The organism is Burkholderia sp. KJ006, assembly GCF_000262695.1.
In the GTDB taxonomy this organism is placed as follows: domain Bacteria; phylum Pseudomonadota; class Gammaproteobacteria; order Burkholderiales; family Burkholderiaceae; genus Burkholderia; species Burkholderia vietnamiensis.
This window is the reverse complement of sequence record NC_017921.1, coordinates 371,772-389,034: the sequence shown is the minus strand read 5'-3', so window position 1 is coordinate 389,034 and position 17,263 is coordinate 371,772. Positions and strand designations below refer to the sequence as shown.

Here is a 17,263-nt window from a genome sequence, read left to right as displayed (position 1 = left end):
GATGATCGATTTACGCAGCGATACCGTGACGCGTCCGAGCCAGCCGATGCTGGCCGCCATGACTGCCGCCGAAGTCGGCGACGACGTGTGGGGCGACGACCCGACCGTGCTGCGCCTGCAGGCCGTCACGGCCGAGCGCGCGGGCAAGGAAGCCGGCCTGTTCTTCCCGAGCGGCACGCAGAGCAACCTCGCTGCCTTGATGGCGCATTGCGAGCGCGGCGACGAATACATCGTCGGTCAGCTCGCGCACACCTACAAGTACGAGGGCGGCGGCGCGGCGGTGCTCGGCAGCATCCAGCCGCAACCGCTCGAGAACGCGCCCGACGGCACGCTGCCGCTCGAGAAGATCGCCGCAGCGATCAAGCCGCTCGACAATCACTTCGCGCGCACGCGCCTGCTCGCGCTCGAGAACACGATCGGCGGCAAGGTGCTGCCGGAAGGCTATGTGCGCGAAGCCGTCGCGCTCGCGCGCAGCCGCGGGCTCGCCACCCACCTCGACGGCGCGCGCGTGTGCAACGCGGCCGTCGCGTCGGGGCGCTCGCTCGCCGAGCTGTGCGAGGGCTTCGATACCGTGTCGATCTGTTTCTCGAAAGGGCTCGGCGCGCCGGTCGGTTCGGTGCTGGTCGGCAGCCGCGCGCTGCTCGAGCGCGCGCAGCGCTGGCGCAAGGTGCTGGGCGGCGGGATGCGGCAGTCGGGCATCCTCGCGGCCGCGTGCCTGTACGCGCTCGATCACAACGTCGAGCGGCTCGCCGACGATCACGCGAATGCCGCGCACCTCGCCGAGGGCCTCGCGCGCATCGAGCCGGTGAAGGTGACGTCGCAGGCGACCAACATGGTGTTCGCGCAATTCCCCGAAGCCGACTGCGCGCCGCTCGAGGCGTGGCTCAAGGAGCACGGGATTCTGACGCAGATGCTGTACGCGTCGCGCTTCGTCACGCACTGCGACGTGTCGCGGGCGGATATCGGTACCTTCGTTGACGCAGTGCGCGCGTATTTCGCGAAGCGTCGCGGGTAACCGGATGGGTGGGGCAGTTCGGCCGATTGCGTTGGTTGCGTCGGTTGGGCCGATTACACGGATCACGCGGTGCAGAGTGCGATGCGCACGTGGCCCCACCTGGTCTCAATCCGCCAGCGGCGCGAGCAAACGGCGCGCCGCTTCGACGACCCGCGCGGACAGCGACGCCATCGTCGGCGACTGCACCGTCCACGCGTGCCAGTACAGCGTGATGTCGGTCGGATGCGCGGGCGCGAGGTCGACGAGACCCTGGGCGTCGAGCGGCACACCGCCGAGCAGCGGCTCGGGCACCATCGCATAGCCGAGCGCGTGCCTGACTGCCGCGAAGTGGGCGTGCGTGCCCGGCACGTAGTGGCACGGATACGCGCCGTCGGGCAGCCCGAGCTTCTCCCTCAAAAACGTGGACTGCAGCGTGTCGCGGCGCGAATACGCGACGACGGGCGCCGCGCGCGCGCTCGCGCGGTTCAGCCCGCGCGGAAACCACCGCGCGGCGAACGCGGCCGCCGCGAGCAGCCGATAGCGCATCGTGCCGAGCGGCGTCGCGACGCAGCCGCGCATCGGCTTCGACTCGGTCGTCACGCAGCCGACGGCCATGCCGCTTTCGAGCAGCGCGAACGTGTGGTCCTGATCCTCGACGATCAGCTCGAACAGGATGCGCTCGCCGGCCAGCACCGACGTCAGCGCGGGCAGGAACCACGTGCCGAGGCTGTCGGAGTTCAGCGCGATCGTGACCGAGATCGGCGATGCGCGCTCGGCCGCGAGCGTGCTTTGCAGGTCGGCTTGCAGCAGCGCCACGCGGCGCAGATGCTGCAGCACGCGCTGGCCGGCAATCGTCGGCCGGCACGGGCGCGTGCGCAGCACGAGCGGCGTGCCGAGGCTCACCTCGAGTGCGCGCACGCGCTGCGTGACGGCCGATGCGGTCACGTGCAGCCGGCCGGCGGCCTGCTCGAAGCTGCCGGTGTCGGCGACGGCGAGCAGCGCGGCGGCCTGCTTGGGGTCGATCGTCAGAGACATGCGACGCAACTCCGGTGACGTGAGATGAGGCCCGCCAGTGTAAGGCCGCATGCGACTGCCCGCAGCGTCACGCGTCTCCCGTACGAAGCCGCCAATGGCCGCCGCGTTTTGCACTACGCTTGTGGGTACACGTGCGCATATCGCCCCGCATCGGCGGCATCCATGCCGCCTTCCGCGCGACCGCCACACTCCGCCGACGGAGCAACATCGCCATGATCTTCCGCCAACTGTTCGACCCGCAATCGTCGACCTACACCTATCTGCTCGCCGACCCGGCATCGCGCGAAGCGCTGCTGATCGATCCCGTGTTCGAACAGGTGCGTCGCGACGCGGCGCTCGTCGACGAGCTCGGGCTGCGGCTCGTCGCGACGATCGATACGCACGTGCACGCCGATCACGTGACGGGCGCGTGGCTGCTCAAGCAGCGCGCCGGCAGCACGATCGCGATCTCGGCCGCGAGCGGCGCGCAAGGCGCCGACCGCTATCTGAACGACGGCGAGCGCTGCCGGTTCGGCGGCCGCTACCTGACCGTGCGAGCGACGCCCGGCCATACGAGCGGCTGCATCAGCCTCGTGCTCGACGACGAATCGATGGCCTTCACCGGCGATTGCCTGCTGATTCGCGGCACCGGCCGCACCGATTTCCAGCAGGGCGACCCGCGTGCGCTGTATCGCGCGGTGCACGGCCGGCTGTTCACGCTGCCGGCCGCGTGCCTGCTGTATCCGGCGCACGACTACCGCGGACTGACGGTGACGAGCGTCGGCGAGGAGCGGCGCTTCAACCCGCGCCTCGGCGGCGATCTCAGCGAAGACGATTTCGCCGGCTACATGCGCAACCTCGGGCTCGCGCATCCGCGGCAGATCGACGTCGCGGTGCCCGCGAACCTGCAGTGCGGCGTCGCCGCGAACGCGCCCGATGTGCAGGCCGCGCCGGATTGGGCGCCGCTCGTCTACACGTTCGCCGGGTTCTGGGAAATCGATCCGCAGTGGCTCGAAGATCATCTGCGCACGGTGCAGGTCGTCGACGTGCGCGAACCGGACGAATTCACCGGCCCGCTCGGCCATCTGCCGGGCGCGACGCCGATTCCGCTCGGCGAACTCGCCGCGCGCACCGGCGAGCTCGAGCACACGCGGCCGATCGTGACCGTGTGCCGCGCGGGCGGCCGCTCCGCGCAGGCGACCGTGATCCTGCGAAAGGCCGGTTTCGACGCGGTGGCGAACCTCGGCGGCGGGATGCTGCGCTGGCGCAGCGAAGGGCGCATCGTGGCGGACGGGCGAGCGTAAAAACATCGCGGGCCGATGTCGAATTGGCCGGACGCGCACGCGGTTGCTTGCGCGTTCGTCGTTTGCATGCGCGGTTGATGAAGCACGATCGTATCGTGCGTCCTTTCCGCTCGGCGCGTCCGATCGCGACTGACGCACGTGGACGCAGCCTTACTCGCGCCGGCACCGGCTCGGCATCGGCATCGGCACCGCATCCACCTCCATGCGAGCTGCGCGATGCGATCGCCCGCGGCCCACAGCGTATGCGCGCGCGTCGCGACGACCGCACCGAACGCATCCGCCGACCACGCCGTTACAACGTCGTATGCGTGACCGACTGCGCGAGCGTGAGCAGTTCGTCGAACTGCGTGATCAGCTCGAAGCACAGCAGGAACGCGAGCGTATAGGCCGGCGCGGGAAAGCGCCGGATCGCGGCGAGCGCGTGCGGCGCGAAGCGCGAGCGGACCGCATCGCGCGTGAGCAGCCACGCGATCGCGATGCCGATCGCGGCGCCGGCGATCAGGTCGGTCGGATAGTGATAGCCGAGATACGCGCGCGGCACGCAGATGAACACGACCGCATACAGCAGCGCGAACACGCCGGCGCGCCGCGCGATGATGAAGATGCCCGTCGCGATCGCCATCCACAGCATCGCGTGGTCGCTCGGGAATGAGCTCCACGCTTGCAGCGTGGCCGCGCGCAGCGTGTCGGACGGGAAGTGCAGATGCAGCTCGGGGTTGTAGATCGGCCGCACGCGGAACGGCAGCGTTTTCGCGAGCAGCCGCCCGACCGCGAGCGCGACGAGCCCGCTCGCCACCGTCGCGACGACCAGCTCGCGTTGCCGTTCGCGCTGCGGCCCCGGCTGAAACCATAGCCAGCACAGCACGGGGATCAGGACGAAGCCCTTGAACGTATAGAGGCCGGCGATCACGCGGATCGCGTGATTCATCAGCGGCCCGAACGTGATGTGCGTGAGGAAGACCTGGATCGTGGTGTCGAAATCATTCATGTCATGCGGCCCGACGGCACGGCAACCCATCGGCTGCGACCGGCGGAATCAGAAAGCGCGCTCGCAACCGAGCACGACGGGGGGCAAGTATGTCATCGGTAATGTTGAAGAAAATGGGAAAAAATACCGGGAATTCCCGGAGAAAATGCGGTTTTTCGATGGGGCCGGATTGCTCGACGCCGTGCGGCGCGGCTCCGCGAAATCGTCATACGGTTGCAGGAGCAACCATCGGGGCGCGCGGAAAAATAATCGGCCGGACTGCCGAGCGGGCGACGTGCCGTCGACCTTGCACCGGATGAGCGGACCGGGCGCGCCGGCCGCGCCCGGCTGTCGCGCGGCGGCGCCCCGTGCGACCCGCGAAAGAAAATAAAAAAAGCGGGCAGGCCGTCGAGCCTGCCCGCTTCGTATCCGCGCTACGCGGAAGAATTACCGGCGCCACATCCGCACGGCGAGCGCCGCGACCGACGTCGCGACGGCCAGCACGATCACCGCATTCCAGCCGAACTGCGCGAGCAACGCACTGCCCGCCGCGGCGCCGGCCGCCATCCCGATGAACATGCCGACGAACAGCACGGCGTTCAGGCGACTGCGCGACGCGGGATCGATCCGGTAGACGATCGCCTGATGCGCGATCAGCGTGGCCTGCACGCCGAGGTCGAAGCCGATCGTCGCCGCGGCGAGCAGCGCGAGCTGTGCATGCGGCGTCATCAGCGGCGCGGCGCCCATCGCGGCGAACGACACCGTCGCGATCGCGATGCCGATCCGCGTGACGCGCTCGGGGCCATGATGATCGGCCAGGCGTCCGGCGATCGGCGCGGCCAGTGCGCCCGCCGCGCCGGCGAGGCCGAATGCGCCGGCGGCCGCGCTGCCGAGATGGAACGGCGCGCCGTGCAGCATCACCGCGAGCGTCGACCAGAACGCGCTGAAGCCGACGGCCAGCAGCCCTTGCGCGAGCGCCGCACGGCGCAGCGCGGGATGACGGCGCCACAGTTCGCCGAGCGACGCGATCAGCGCGCGGTAGGACAGCTGCGTGGCTGGCTCGAAGCGCGGCAACCCGCGTGCGGCGATCACGCCGATCGCGGCGACGCTCGCGGCCGCGAGCGCGAACATCGCGCGCCAGCCGATCGTTTCGGCGACGAAGCCGGCGACGACGCGCGACAGCAGGATGCCGAGCAGCAGCCCCGTCATCACCGTGCCGACGATGCGGCCGCGATGGGCGTCGTGCGCGAGCGTCGCGGCGGCCGGCACGACGTCCTGCGCCATCGTCGCGGTCAGGCCGATCGCGAAGCTGGCGGCCAGCAGCAGCCCGAGCGACGGCGCGAACGCGGCGAGCAACAGGGCGACGACCAGCGCGGCGGCCTTCGACACGATCACGCGGCGTCGGTCGAAGCGATCGCCGAGCGGCGCGAGCAGCAGGATGCCGAGCGCATAGCCGAGCTGCGTCAGCGTCGGCACGAAGCCGATCGCGCGGGCCGATGCGCCGACGTCGGCGCCGAGCGCGGCGAGCATCGGCTGAGCGTAATAGAGCGGCGCAACGCCGAGGCCGGCCGCCGCGGCCAGCAGCATCACGAGCCGGCGGTCGGGCAGAGACGCAGCGGCCGCATGGGCCGGCGCGTGAGCCGCGCGGGGCGCGGCGGCGAGATGGGTGGGGGTGGACATCGCGTGCATCCTGGTTCGGGTAACGGATGGAACGCAGTGTGCCGATTGCCGCCAGGCGTGGGTAGTACCGCGCGGCGCACATTTGTTATACGCTGCGCGAATGACAGACGAAATCTCCGATTCGCCCGCTGCTGGCCGGTCTCCGCGCCTCGAGACGGTTCCGGTCGACGGCGCAGGCTACCGTTTCGAGCTGATGGAAACGTTCGTGCGCATAGTCGAAGCCGGCAGCCTGTCGGCGGCCGCCGCGCAGTTGCACACGACGCAGCCGACCGTCAGCCGGCGGCTGCAGGCGCTCGAGCGCTCGCTCGGCATGCGGCTGCTGCAGCGCACGACGCATGCGATGCGGCTGACCGTCGACGGCGAACGCTGCTTCACGCGCGCAAAGGAGCTGCTGGCCGGCTGGGCCGCCTTCGAGGCCGACCTGCGCGGCGCGCAGGAGGAGCCGGACGGGCTGCTGCGGGTCGCGGTGCCGCATGCGTTCGGGCAGGAGCGCTTCGTCGCGCCGCTAGCGCAGTTCCTGCGCGACTATCCGCGCGTCTCGGTGGAATGGTTGCTGCAGGACGAGGTGCGCGACTTCGTCGGCAGCGGCATCGACTGCGCGATCCAGGTGGGTGAGCCGAGCGACCCGGGCGTCGTCGCGATCCGGCTGACGAAGGTGCCGCGCTTCGTGGTGGCCGCGCCGTCGGTGCTCGATCGCGCGGCCGTGCCGGCCGATCCCGACGCGCTCGCCGCGTTGCCGTGGCTCGCGCTGCGCACCTATTACCGGAACGAACTCACGCTGACGCACGCCGTCACCGGCGACACGCGACGCATCGCGATCCGTCCGCGCGTCACGACCGAGAACCTGTACGCGCTGCGCAGCGCTGCGCTGCTCGGCGTCGGCGCATGCGTCGGCTCGTCGTGGCTGCTCGCCGATCATCTCGCACGCGGCGAACTCGTGCATCTCGCGCCCGACTGGCAGGCGTCGCCGCTGCCGGTGTACCTGACCTATCCGCATGCGCAGTTCTATCCGTCGCGGCTCGTGCGCTTCGTCGCGATGATGCGCGACGCGGTGCCGCCCCTCGTCGAAGACCGCGGCGCGTAGGCGCCGGGCGCGCCGTCAGCCGCGCCGGAGGCCTTCCGGCAGCGTGCTGATGCGGCGCACTTCGGGCGAGTCGAGCCACGCGCGCGACGTCGCGCAGTCGACGAACATGTCGGTCGCGTCCTCGCCCCAGAACAGGTCGCCGTCGAGTTCGAAGGTCGGCACGCCGAACACGCCGTGCGCGATCGCCCGGTCGGTGTTCGCGCGCAGCGCGTCCTTCACCGGTTGCGCGTCGACGGCCGTCACGCCGTCCGGGAAGCCGACCGCCTCGCACAGCGCGGCGAAGCCGTCCGGTGTCGACACGTCGTTGCCGTCGCGCCAGATGTGCCGGAAGATGCGCCGGATCGCGTCGGGCGAGCCGCCCATCGCGATCGCGAGCCGCAGCGGCCGGATCGGGTTGAACGGATGCGCGGGCGGCATCCGGAACGCAATGCCGAGCTTGTCCGCGCGGTATTGCGCGTGGCGGTAGGTGAACACGCGCTTCGCCGCAATCTCGGCCGGCGCTTTCTGTCCCCAGTGCGCGAGCAGCGCGCCGAGCACGATCGGCTTGGGCTCGAAGACGATGCCGGGCGGCAACGTGTCGAAGCGTTCCTGCTGCAGATAGGCGAACGGCGAAACGAAATCGAAATACCAGGTGGCGGTGCGCGTGGCGTTCATCGTCGGTCCCTTGTGCGGAGTCGGAAGGCGGGCACGGGCAGCGCGCCGGCGGGCGGCGCGCTGCACGCAGCGGCGGCCAGTGTCGCATGCGGCGGGCTTTCGCGCTGCCGGCTGTGTGTGCTGCGGGCCGGCTCACCCGTGCTCGACGAGCGCCGCGAGCTTCGCGAGTGCCATCCGCCAGCCGGTCTCGTTGTCGGCGGCCGGCACGCCGGGCGGCACGCCGTCGTGCACGGCCTCGACGCGCGTGCCGCCCGCTTCGTCGGACAGCGTGATCGTGACCGTCATCGCGCCGCGCAGCAGCGGATCGTCGGTTTCGAACACGTCGATCTCGACGATCCGCTCGTCGGGCACGAGCGTCACGAAGCGGCCGTGATAAGTGTCGGTGTGCGCGGTGGTCTTGCCGGTGCCGTCCGACGGCGCGTCGTAGCTGAGCGACACGCGCAGCGCACCGCCTTCGCGCGCGTCGTAGGCGTGCACGCGGCACGTCATGCCGTCGGGCACCTTCCATCGTTCGACCGCGTGCGGGTCGAGCAATGCGCGGTAGACGCGTCCGCGCGGTGCGTTCAGGTGCCGGCTGACCCGGGTCGAATGCGTGTGCATGTGCAGCATGTCGCCTCCTGCGAAGCGCGTGACGGTGCACGCCGGCGACGGCGTGTCGTCGTGCTTCTTTCACGCATCGTAGGCGCGCGGCAGGCGTCTCGCAATGACGAGCCGCTTGCAGGGCCGCGAGCGTTCCGATTCGCGGATCGCGCCAGGGCGGGGGCGCTGCGACACGCTTCAGGACGACGGTCGCGTCATATCGAACGGTGCGGCCAGCGCCGGAATGGTCCGCGCGCCGTTGTCGGCGCAGCAACGCTCAACGCATCGACCTGGCGGCCGGCGCCTGCGATACATCGCTGAAAGTGGGTCGTGCAGCGAGCATAGGCGATGCATCGTCGGTTCGCGTAGCATGACGGGGCGGCATCACTCGGCGGCCCGGCTCGGCGCCGTATTGGCGGACGCGGGCCGTCCCGTGCGCGCCTTCGCGCGCATGCCGTCGTCGGCTTCGATCGGGCGCATGCCGCCCGCCTGACTTCCGGAGAGAGAAGGAATGACCGAACCTGTCACCGTGCGTCGCGTCGACGCGCGCGAAGCACATGCGTGCGTCGATGCGCTGGCCGACGTGCTGATCGACTGCGTCGAGGGCGGCGCGTCCGTGAGCTTCATGCTGCCGATCGCGCGCGCGACGGCCGTTGCATTCTGGAAGCAGGTTGCCGAAGGCGTGGCGCGCGGCGAGCGCATCCTGCTCGTCGCCGAGGACGCGGCCGCGCGCATCGTCGGCACCGTGCAGATCGTGACCGCGCAAGCGGAGAACCAGCCGCATCGCGCCGACGTCGCGAAGATGCTCGTGTCCCGCCGCGCGCGTCGGCAGGGCATCGCCGCGAAGCTGCTGGCCGCCGCCGACCACGCCGCACGCGAAGCCGGCAAGACCGTGCTCGTGCTCGACACGGTGACGGGCGGCGATGCCGAACGCCTGTACGAGCGAGCCGGCTGGCAGCGCGTCGGCGTCGTGCCGAACTACGCGCTGATGCCCGACGGCACGCCGTGCGCGACCACGTATTTTCACAAGCAGCTTGTGTCGTGATGCAGAGAACATTCCCCTTCCCACCAAGGAACCCCGCCCCGATGAAACGCACCCCCATCGCCGTTGCCCTCGCGGGCCTGCTCGTCGCGTTGCCCGTCGCCGCGTGGGCGCTCGTCAAGCCGTTGCGCGTGATCGCGCCCGCGCTGGTTCCCGGCGTGTCGTGCGCGGGCGCCGACATCTGCATCGACGATCCCGCGAAGCTCGGCGAGGCGCGGCAGCTCTATCGCGACGGTTACGCGCGCGCGGCGGCGGTGACCGGCGCATTCCGCTCGGCGCCGCGCGTCGTGTTCTGCTCGACGCGCGCGTGTGCCGACCGGTTCGGCCTCGGCGAACGCGCGGCATTGACGCTGGGAGACTTCGGCGTGGTCTTCGCGCCGCGCGGCTGGCAGACCTACTTCGTGGCGCACGAGCTGATCCACCATCGGCAGGCGGAAGCGCTCGGCAATCTGGCGGTCGCGACCAAGCCGCGCTGGCTGATCGAGGGAATGGCGTATTCGCTCAGCGGCGATCCGCGTCACCCGCTGACCGAGCCGTTCGAATCGTGGCGCACGCGTTTCGATGCATGGCATACGGCGCTCGGCCGGCAGCCGCTGTGGGATGCCGCAGCGGCCGTCCAGTGAAGCGACCGCGCTGCGGCGGCGAACGCGATGACGTCCGCGCCGACACGGCCCGCCGCACGCATGCGCACGCGGCGGGCATCGGCCGTCAGGCCGTCGTGTCGATGATGCCGGGGATCTTCACGTCCGGGTTCACGTCCGCGTCGTAGTCGACGCCGGCGATCTCGAAGCCGAACAGACGCAGGAACTCGGTCTTGTAACCGGCGAAGTCGGTCATCTCGTACAGGTTGTCGTTCGTGACCTTGTCCCACATCGCGACGACCTGCGCCTGCACCTGCGGATCGAGCTCCTTGTAGTCCGCGCGCAGCCGGCCTTCGTCGTCGATGTGCGGCGTCGCGCCGTACATGCTGTCCTTCAGCAGCCCGTACACCTGCTCGATGCAGCCTTCGTGCGTGCCCTTTTCCTTCATCACCTTGAACAGCAGCGACAGGTACAGCGGCATCATCGGGATCGCCGAGCTCGCCTGCGTGACGACGGCCTTCAGCACCGACACGCGCGCGTCGCCGCCATGCACGGCGAGCTTCTCGCGGATCGACACGACCTTCTTGTCGAGATCCTTTTTCGCCTCGCCGATCGAGCCGTTCCAGTAGATGTCGTGCGTGATCTGCTCGCCGAGATACGTGAACGCGGTGGTCTTCGCGCCGTCGGCCAGCACGCCGGCGTCGGCGAGCGCGTCGATCCACATCTGCCAGTCCTCGCCGCCCATCACGGCGACGGTGCCGTCGATCTCTTCCTGCGTCGCCGGCTCGAGCGTCACCTCGCGGATCGTTTCCTTGTCGGTGTCGAGGCCGCGGAACGTCACCGACTTGCCGACCGGCTTCAGCGTCGAGCTGATCGTCTCGCCCGTCTTCGGATGCGTGCGGCGCGGCGCGGCCAGGCTGTAGACGACCAGATCGACCTTGCCGAGGTCCTGCTTGATCGTGTCGATCGTGATCTGCTTGACCTTGTCGGAGAACGCGTCGCCGTTGATGCTGCGCGCATAGAGCCCCTTTTCGGCGGCGAATTTCTCGAACGCGGCGCTGTTGTACCAGCCGGCGGTGCCCGGCTTGGTGTCGCTGCCGGCGCGCTCGAAGAACACGCCGAGCGTGTCCGCGCCCGAGCCGAAGGCGGCCGAGATCCGGGCCGCGAGGCCGTAGCCGGTCGACGCGCCGATCACGAGCACCTTCTTCGGGCCGTTGGCGATCGGGCCGTGCGAAGTCACGTAGTCGATCTGTTCCTTGACGTTGGCCTCGCAGCCGACCGGATGAGTGGTCACGCAGATGAAGCCACGCACGCGCGGTTTGATGATCATGAAATCCTCTTGTCAGAAAGGCAGGGACGGCCTGAAAACGGAAAAATCCCGCGCATTGTAATGGAAGCGGCGGGCGCGGCGGGCGCGGTGGGAACAGGGCGGCGCTTGCGAGCGTCGGGTCGGACCGCCGCGGCGCGTGCGTGCCGCGGCGCGTAGCCGGGCCGATGCGGGCGGCGCGACGGCGGCGGAAACGCCGATTTCACGAGCGCGCGCTGTCGATTTCCGCGCGCTCGTGTATAAATCCGACGTGACCGCGTTCGGCCGCGCCGTGCCGGCCGACCGCTCCGCTCTCGACCCTCACAAGGAGCCCGCATGCTGCAGATCCTCGGCAAGATTCCGTCCATCAACGTGCGCAAGGTGCTGTGGCTGTGCACCGAACTCGACCTGCCGTTCGAGCAGGAAGACTGGGGCTCGGGTTTTCGCTCGACCAACGACCCCGCCTATCTGGCGCTGAATCCGAACGGCCTCGTCCCGGTCATCAAGGACGACGATTTCGTGCTGTGGGAATCGAACGCGATCATCCGCTATCTGGCGAACCGCTACGGCGACGACGCGCTGTATCCGGCCGACCCGCGCGCTCGCGCGCGGGTCGATCAGTGGATCGACTGGCAGGCGTCGGACCTGAACCGTTCGTGGGTCGGCGCGTTCCTCGGCCTCGTGCGCAAGTCGCCGCAGCATCAGGACCCGGCCGCGATCGCGCAGTCGATCGCCGGCTGGACCAACCACATGCAGGTGCTGAACGCGCACCTCGACGCGACCGATGCGTTCGTTGCCGGCGAGCACTTCACGCTCGCCGACATTCCGATCGGCCTGTCGGTGAACCGCTGGTTCGGCACGCCGTTCGAGCGTCCCGATCTGCCGGCGGTGCAGCGCTACGTCGAGCGTCTGGCGACGCGCGAGGGCTTCAAGAAGTACGCGGGCAGCGCGAACCCGTAACGATGCACGCGGCGTCGCGCGCGTGCGGCCGCGTGCTGCGACGTTGCAACGTCATCGGCCCGCCGCCGGCACCGCCTGCAGCACGCGCGCGAGAAACGCGTCGTGATTCCACGCGGATTCCGGCCGCGACAGCCCGAGCCGCACGACTACCAGCTGGCGGCTCGGCACCACGCTCACGAACTGGCCTTCATGGCCGACCGCATGAAACGCGTCGGCCGGCAGCGCGCGCGCGGCTCCATCGTGAGCGTCGAACGGCTCTGGCACCTTGACCCACAGGTGCGCGCCGAATTCGCCGCGCGTCGACAGCGGCGTCGGGCGCGTCAGGTAGCGCACCCAGCCTGCCGGCAACAGCCGCCGGCCGTCCCATACGCCGTCCTGCAGCAGCAACTGGCCGAAGCGCGCCCAGTCGCGCGCGCTCGCATACATGAACGACGCGCTGCCGAGCGTGCCGGCCGCATCGGGCTCGAACACCGCGCTGCGCATCCCGAGCGGCGCGAACAGCGCGCGGCGCGGAAAGGCGAGGTAATCGGCGTCGCTGCCGCCCATCGCTGCGCGCATCACACGCGCGACGATCGCGCTCGTGCCGCTCGAGTACTGCCACTGCGTGCCCGGTCGCGCGGCGAGCGGCATCGCGGATGCGAAGCGCGCGGTGTCGGGCTGCGTGAACAGCATCACCGCGACGTCGGACAGCGGGTCGTCGTAGTCCTCGTTGAATCGCAGGCCGCTCGTCATGCGCAGCAGTTCGTCGAGCGTGATCGCCGCGCGCGGGTCGCCGCTGCCGCGCCATTCGGGCAGCAGCGCCGCCGCCTGCGGCGACAGCCGGTGCTGCGCGACCAGCATGCCGACCAGCGCGGCCGTCACGGTCTTCGTCATCGACCAGCCGGGCAGCGGCGTGTCGGCGGTGAAGCCGGGCGCATAACGTTCGGCGATCACCTGGCCGCGCCACATCACGACGACCGCGCGCGTGCGCCGCAGCCGCGCCGGATCGGGTTCGTCGAAGGCGCGGTCGAGCGCGTGCTGCAGCTTGCCGGTGTCGATGCCCGATAGGGCGGCCGGCGCGGCTACGGCCACGGCGTGCGGCGGATCGGCAACGGGCGGCAGCGCGGCCGGCAGCACATCGTGCGCCGGGCCGAGCGCGAGCGTGCAGCCGAGCCCTGGCCGGAAGTCGGCCTCGCGTCGCGCGAAACCGGCGAACGTCGCGACCGCGCGCCGATGCTCCGGATCGAGCGACGGACGCACGAGCTTCAGCAGCGGATGAACGCCGGCCATGATGTCGACGTCGATCACCGATGCGGCCGGACGGCCCGACACGAACACGCCCGAACACAGCGCCTTGGCCGCATAGCCGGTGGCGATCGGCGCGAGCCGCGACAGCATGTAGCCCGCATAGCCGAGCGTGACGGCGACTGCGACGGCGGCGCCGCGCAGGATCAGCGATTTGAACGGGAGCGTCATGCGCGAGCGTCCTCGGTGGCGTGCCGGCCGGCAACGATCCGGCAGTGTCGCAGGTTCGGGCGACGCGGTGCAATCGCGCGCGCGTGACGAACGGCGGCAGCGTGCATCGCGCGTCGCTGCACGTGCGATGGCGCGACCGGCAAGCCGGCAAACGCGCGCCGGAGATGCGCAGGTTGAACTGCGGACGGCGGCCGGTCGATAATCGACCGGCATCGTTACCCCTCGAACCCAATCCAGAAACCGGAAAACGCAATGTCCTACGACAACAACAACCCGTTTGCCAGGATCCTGCGCGGCGAATTGCCGTGCGTGAAGATCGCCGAAGACGACGCCACCGTCGCGATCATGGACGTCATGCCGCAGGCCGACGGGCACGTGCTCGTGATCCCGAAGGAGCCGGCCGCGCAGCTCTTCGAGCTGTCCGGCGACGCGGCCGCGGCGAGCATCCGCATGACGCAGCGCGTCGCGGCGGCCGTGCGCGACGCGCTCGGCCCGGACGGCATGTTCATCGGCCAGTTCAACGGTGCTGCTGCGGGCCAGACGGTCCCGCACGTGCATTTCCACGTGATTCCGCGCTGGGAAGGCGTCGAGTTGCGGATGCACGCGCGCGACTTCGCCGATGCGGCGACGCTGGAAGCCCTCGCGCAGCGCATCCGCGCACGTTTCGTGTAACGGCCGCGCGGCTCGCTCCGGCCAGCGCGCGAGCACGCGCGCGCCGCGCCGCCCGCCGCGACTGTTTCCGCGGTGACGCCCGGTAACACCTGTAACGGCCAGCGAAACGCCTCCCGCGGAGGCCGGCGCTAGACTCCGCGCATCGCTACACCGGGCGACGGCAACGCGGATCGGCGCATGCGGCCGTACGGTCGCGCGCCGCGACGGCACGGCGCTCGCGCGGTGCGATGCGTTCTTTTCGCCGGAGTCGAGCCATGTACAAAGTCCTCATCTCGTTTGCGCTGATCGCCGGCCTGTCCGGCTGCTATGTCGCGCCGCCTTACGGCTACGCGCCCGCGCCCGCGTACGGCTATGCGCCCGCCTATTACGGTTATGCGCCGGCCTATTACGCGCCGGCGGTCAGCGTCGGCATCGGCGGCCACTTCCGCATCCGCTGATCGCGCGGCCGTGTCGAGCCGGCGTTGCCGCATTGCCGCATTGCTGCGCGTCGTGACGCCGCGTTCTTGGTACGTCGCGCCATCCATCCCAACTCTGTCGCCCGAGCCATCGACGGCTTGCTCGTTCATCGAGCCGGCTGCGCCTCGTCCTATTCTTCACGTGGATTCCGCCCGCCGCAGGCAGCCGCTGCGACGAAAGCGCAATGCGCGCGTAGCGCATCGCGCGCGTCGATCGGACTCCGCGTGTCGCGCGATCGTTGCTGCCGCGTGCGGCTGCGCCGATGTGTTGCCACGTGTGTCCGAAGCGATGCCTCGCGCCCGTTCCGGCCCGCGCGGAAACCGTGGGCGGCCGCCGGCGGAGCCCCGTCAGACGGGCCTTCGCGGCCGATTTTCGGCAAGCTTTTCCGGTTCCGTTTCGGCGAACAACTTGTTACCGAATGACGGCGGCAAGGACCTGCGAGCGGTGCTATTCTTCGCCGCAAGCTCATTGAAATGAATTGGTCGCGGTTCCGCACAATGCCGGAGTCGACGCCGACCGGTTCGGATCGTGGTAGCGAGCGGACCTTCAATAACCAGATTGCGAACAAGGAAGAATACGGGAATGTGGAAGAAAATCGCCCCCGCTCTCGTCGTCGCCGTGCTGACCGGCGCGACTGCAGTGCCGGCAATGGCCGGTGACCTGAACAATGCGCTTGGCGGCGCGCTCGGCGGGGTTGCCGGCGCAGCGGTCGGCGGCGCAGTCGGCGGCAGCACGGGTTCCGTGATCGGCGGCGCGATCGGCGGCGGCGCGGGTGGCGCGGTGACGTCGAACCGTCGCGAGCGCACCGGCGCGATCATCGGCGGCGCGCTCGGCGGCGGCGCAGGCACCGCGGCGGGCAACGCAATGGGCGGCCGCACGGGCGGCCTGCTGGGCGCGGCCGTCGGCGGCGGCGCCGGCGCGGCGCTCGGCGGCAACCTGTCGCGCAGCTCGTACGACCGCGACCATGGCGATCGCGGCTATCGCCACCGCAAGCACCGTCATCACCGCGACTGGGACTGATCGCGACGGGCCTCGCACGGTGCGCGACGCGCGCACCGGCGCGCCCGATCCGGCAGGCGCGGCGGCCTCGCAGAGGCCGCCGTCGCCGACGAAACCTACAGTCTTGTCGTTCCTCCGCAGTCCTTCCCCGGCTACGCTCGATTGTCCGGCGCATTCCCTCCTGCCGTACCTTCTCCTCTTCGACGACATCGCGCGCTACGTTCCCTTGTAGCCGTTCGGCATACGCGCGCACATCCATGCAACTGCTCGGCACAGAGCCCGATGTCCGCCGACACCGTCACGATTCCCCCCGACGCGCACAACTCGCGCTCGACGAGCCTCGGCACCGGTAGTGCGGAATCGAATGAAAGGCATCGCAACATTTAATTGGTCGATCGCAATCGACTTCGCTATCGTCAGCGCTGCCCGCGTACGGAATCGAGCGTTGCCGTCCCGATCCCGTCCCGCGTGACGCCGAGCGTGTGCGGAGCGGCAAGCATCGGCGCGCGCCCGGATCCGCGCACGGCCCCGTCGCGAAGCCTGTCCGACCGAACGAAGGCGCTGTCGTGCGACGCGGCCGCGTTGCGCAGCGGACGTTGGACCAACCCATTGCCTGGATGCCTTATGTCGAAGACTACGTATTACGCGCCGCATGGCGGCCACCCGCCGCAGACCGATCTGCTGACCGATCGCGCGATGTTCACCGAGGCGTACGCGGTCATTCCGAAGGGAGTGATGCGCGACATCGTGACGAGCTGGCTGCCGTTCTGGACCCACACGCGCCTGTGGGTGATCGCGCGCCCGCTGTCGGGTTTCGCCGAGACCTTCTCGCAGTACATCGTCGAAGTGAATCCCGGCGGCGGCAGCGACAAGCCCGAGCAGGACCGCAACGCCGAAGCCGTGCTGTTCGTCGTCGAGGGCGAGGCCGAGCTGACGCTGCAGGGCAAGCAGCACACGCTGAAGCCGGGCGGCTATGCGTTCATTCCGCCGGGCGCCGACTGGACGCTGCACAACGTCAGCGATGCCGCGGTGCGTTTCCACTGGATTCGCAAGCACTATCAGGCCGTCGACGGCATCGCACTGCCGGACGCGTTCGTGACCAACGAGCAGGAGGTCGAGCCGATTCCGATGCCGGGCACCAACGGCGCATGGGTGACGACGCGTTTCGTCGACATGAGCGACATGCGTCACGACATGCACGTGAACATCGTGACGTTCGAGCCGGGCGGCGTGATTCCATTCGCCGAGACGCACGTGATGGAGCACGGCTTGTACGTGCTCGAAGGCAAGGCCGTCTATCGCCTGAACCAGGACTGGGTCGAGGTGGAAGCGGGCGACTTCATGTGGCTGCGCGCGTTCTGCCCGCAGGCGTGCTATTCGGGCGGGCCGGGCCGCTTCCGCTATCTGCTGTACAAGGACGTGAACCGCCACATGAACCTGACGCTGAATCCCGCGCGCTGAGCATCGCGCGTCGGATCGGAGGAAACGCCGGCGCATGCCGGCGTCTTTTTGGGTG

The 17,263-nt window shown here is 69.8% G+C and carries 17 protein-coding genes; 10 read left to right on the top strand and 7 right to left on the bottom strand.

The window, feature by feature from the left end; translation table 11 throughout:
* The first annotated feature begins 1 nt into the window (after position 1).
* Entirely contained in the window at positions 2–1,015 is a 1,014-nt protein-coding gene (gene ltaE / locus MYA_RS15875) for a low-specificity L-threonine aldolase (protein ID WP_011880997.1), read from the top strand.
* Positions 1,016–1,120: 105 nt separating this feature from the next.
* Here ltaE and MYA_RS15870 read toward each other — a convergent pair whose 3' ends face one another.
* Positions 1,121–2,029, bottom strand: a complete 909-nt coding sequence (locus tag MYA_RS15870; RefSeq protein ID WP_014724140.1) for an HTH-type transcriptional regulator ArgP — start codon at positions 2,027–2,029, stop codon at positions 1,121–1,123.
* A gap of 212 nt (positions 2,030–2,241) precedes the next feature.
* Here MYA_RS15870 and MYA_RS15865 point away from each other — a divergent pair, with 212 nt between their 5' ends.
* Entirely contained in the window at positions 2,242–3,312 is a 1,071-nt protein-coding gene (locus tag MYA_RS15865) for a rhodanese-like domain-containing protein (RefSeq protein ID WP_011880995.1), read from the top strand.
* 292 nt (positions 3,313–3,604) lie between these two features.
* On the opposite strand, the gene MYA_RS15860 is transcribed toward MYA_RS15865, so the two are convergent.
* A complete protein-coding gene (locus MYA_RS15860) occupies positions 3,605–4,300 on the bottom strand; it encodes a phosphatase PAP2 family protein (RefSeq protein ID WP_041494238.1) in 696 nt (231 codons plus the stop codon).
* 426 nt (positions 4,301–4,726) lie between these two features.
* The gene (locus MYA_RS15855; protein ID WP_034193443.1) at positions 4,727–5,959 is read right to left on the bottom strand and encodes an MFS transporter; all 1,233 of its coding nucleotides are present in this window, start codon (positions 5,957–5,959) and stop codon (positions 4,727–4,729) included.
* A 100-nt stretch (positions 5,960–6,059) separates the two neighbouring features.
* Here MYA_RS15855 and MYA_RS15850 point away from each other — a divergent pair, with 100 nt between their 5' ends.
* Positions 6,060–7,043 carry a LysR family transcriptional regulator gene (locus MYA_RS15850; RefSeq protein ID WP_014724136.1) on the top strand — a complete coding sequence of 328 codons (984 nt, stop codon included), beginning with the start codon at positions 6,060–6,062 and terminating at the stop codon, positions 7,041–7,043.
* Between the two features lie 15 nt (positions 7,044–7,058).
* Here MYA_RS15850 and MYA_RS15845 read toward each other — a convergent pair whose 3' ends face one another.
* Positions 7,059–7,697 (bottom strand): 2-hydroxychromene-2-carboxylate isomerase, encoded by a 639-nt coding sequence (locus MYA_RS15845; RefSeq protein WP_011880991.1) that lies wholly within the window; start codon positions 7,695–7,697, stop codon positions 7,059–7,061.
* Positions 7,698–7,829: 132 nt separating this feature from the next.
* On the bottom strand, positions 7,830–8,306 hold the full coding sequence (locus MYA_RS15840; protein WP_011880990.1) for an SRPBCC family protein: 477 nt from the start codon (positions 8,304–8,306) through the stop codon (positions 7,830–7,832).
* Positions 8,307–8,787: 481 nt separating this feature from the next.
* Between MYA_RS15840 and MYA_RS15835 the strand changes: the two genes are divergently transcribed.
* A complete protein-coding gene (locus MYA_RS15835) occupies positions 8,788–9,321 on the top strand; it encodes a GNAT family N-acetyltransferase (protein WP_011880989.1) in 534 nt (177 codons plus the stop codon).
* Between the two features lie 41 nt (positions 9,322–9,362).
* Complete coding sequence (locus MYA_RS15830; RefSeq protein ID WP_014724133.1) at positions 9,363–9,941, top strand: membrane protein; 579 nt, start codon at positions 9,363–9,365, stop codon at positions 9,939–9,941.
* 85 nt (positions 9,942–10,026) lie between these two features.
* Here MYA_RS15830 and fabV read toward each other — a convergent pair whose 3' ends face one another.
* Complete coding sequence (gene fabV / locus MYA_RS15825) at positions 10,027–11,229, bottom strand: enoyl-ACP reductase FabV (protein ID WP_014724132.1); 1,203 nt, start codon at positions 11,227–11,229, stop codon at positions 10,027–10,029.
* Between the two features lie 312 nt (positions 11,230–11,541).
* On the opposite strand from fabV, the gene MYA_RS15820 reads away from it, so the two are divergent.
* Positions 11,542–12,165: a glutathione S-transferase family protein gene (locus tag MYA_RS15820; RefSeq protein ID WP_011880986.1), complete on the top strand. Its 624-nt coding sequence runs from the start codon at positions 11,542–11,544 to the stop codon at positions 12,163–12,165.
* A 51-nt stretch (positions 12,166–12,216) separates the two neighbouring features.
* On the opposite strand, the gene MYA_RS15815 is transcribed toward MYA_RS15820, so the two are convergent.
* Entirely contained in the window at positions 12,217–13,620 is a 1,404-nt protein-coding gene (locus MYA_RS15815) for a serine hydrolase domain-containing protein (RefSeq protein WP_014724131.1), read from the bottom strand.
* A gap of 252 nt (positions 13,621–13,872) precedes the next feature.
* On the opposite strand from MYA_RS15815, the gene MYA_RS15810 reads away from it, so the two are divergent.
* The 4 genes from MYA_RS15810 (at position 13,873) to MYA_RS15790 (ending at position 17,208) form a co-directional block, all read left to right on the top strand.
* The gene (locus MYA_RS15810) at positions 13,873–14,292 is read left to right on the top strand and encodes an HIT family protein (protein WP_011880984.1); all 420 of its coding nucleotides are present in this window, start codon (positions 13,873–13,875) and stop codon (positions 14,290–14,292) included.
* A 254-nt stretch (positions 14,293–14,546) separates the two neighbouring features.
* A complete protein-coding gene (locus tag MYA_RS15805; protein WP_011880983.1) occupies positions 14,547–14,729 on the top strand; it encodes a hypothetical protein in 183 nt (60 codons plus the stop codon).
* Between the two features lie 601 nt (positions 14,730–15,330).
* A complete protein-coding gene (locus tag MYA_RS15800) occupies positions 15,331–15,768 on the top strand; it encodes a hypothetical protein (RefSeq protein ID WP_011880981.1) in 438 nt (145 codons plus the stop codon).
* Positions 15,769–16,371: 603 nt separating this feature from the next.
* Positions 16,372–17,208 carry a bifunctional allantoicase/(S)-ureidoglycine aminohydrolase gene (locus MYA_RS15790; RefSeq protein WP_034193380.1) on the top strand — a complete coding sequence of 279 codons (837 nt, stop codon included), beginning with the start codon at positions 16,372–16,374 and terminating at the stop codon, positions 17,206–17,208.
* Positions 17,209–17,263: the final 55 nt, after the last annotated feature.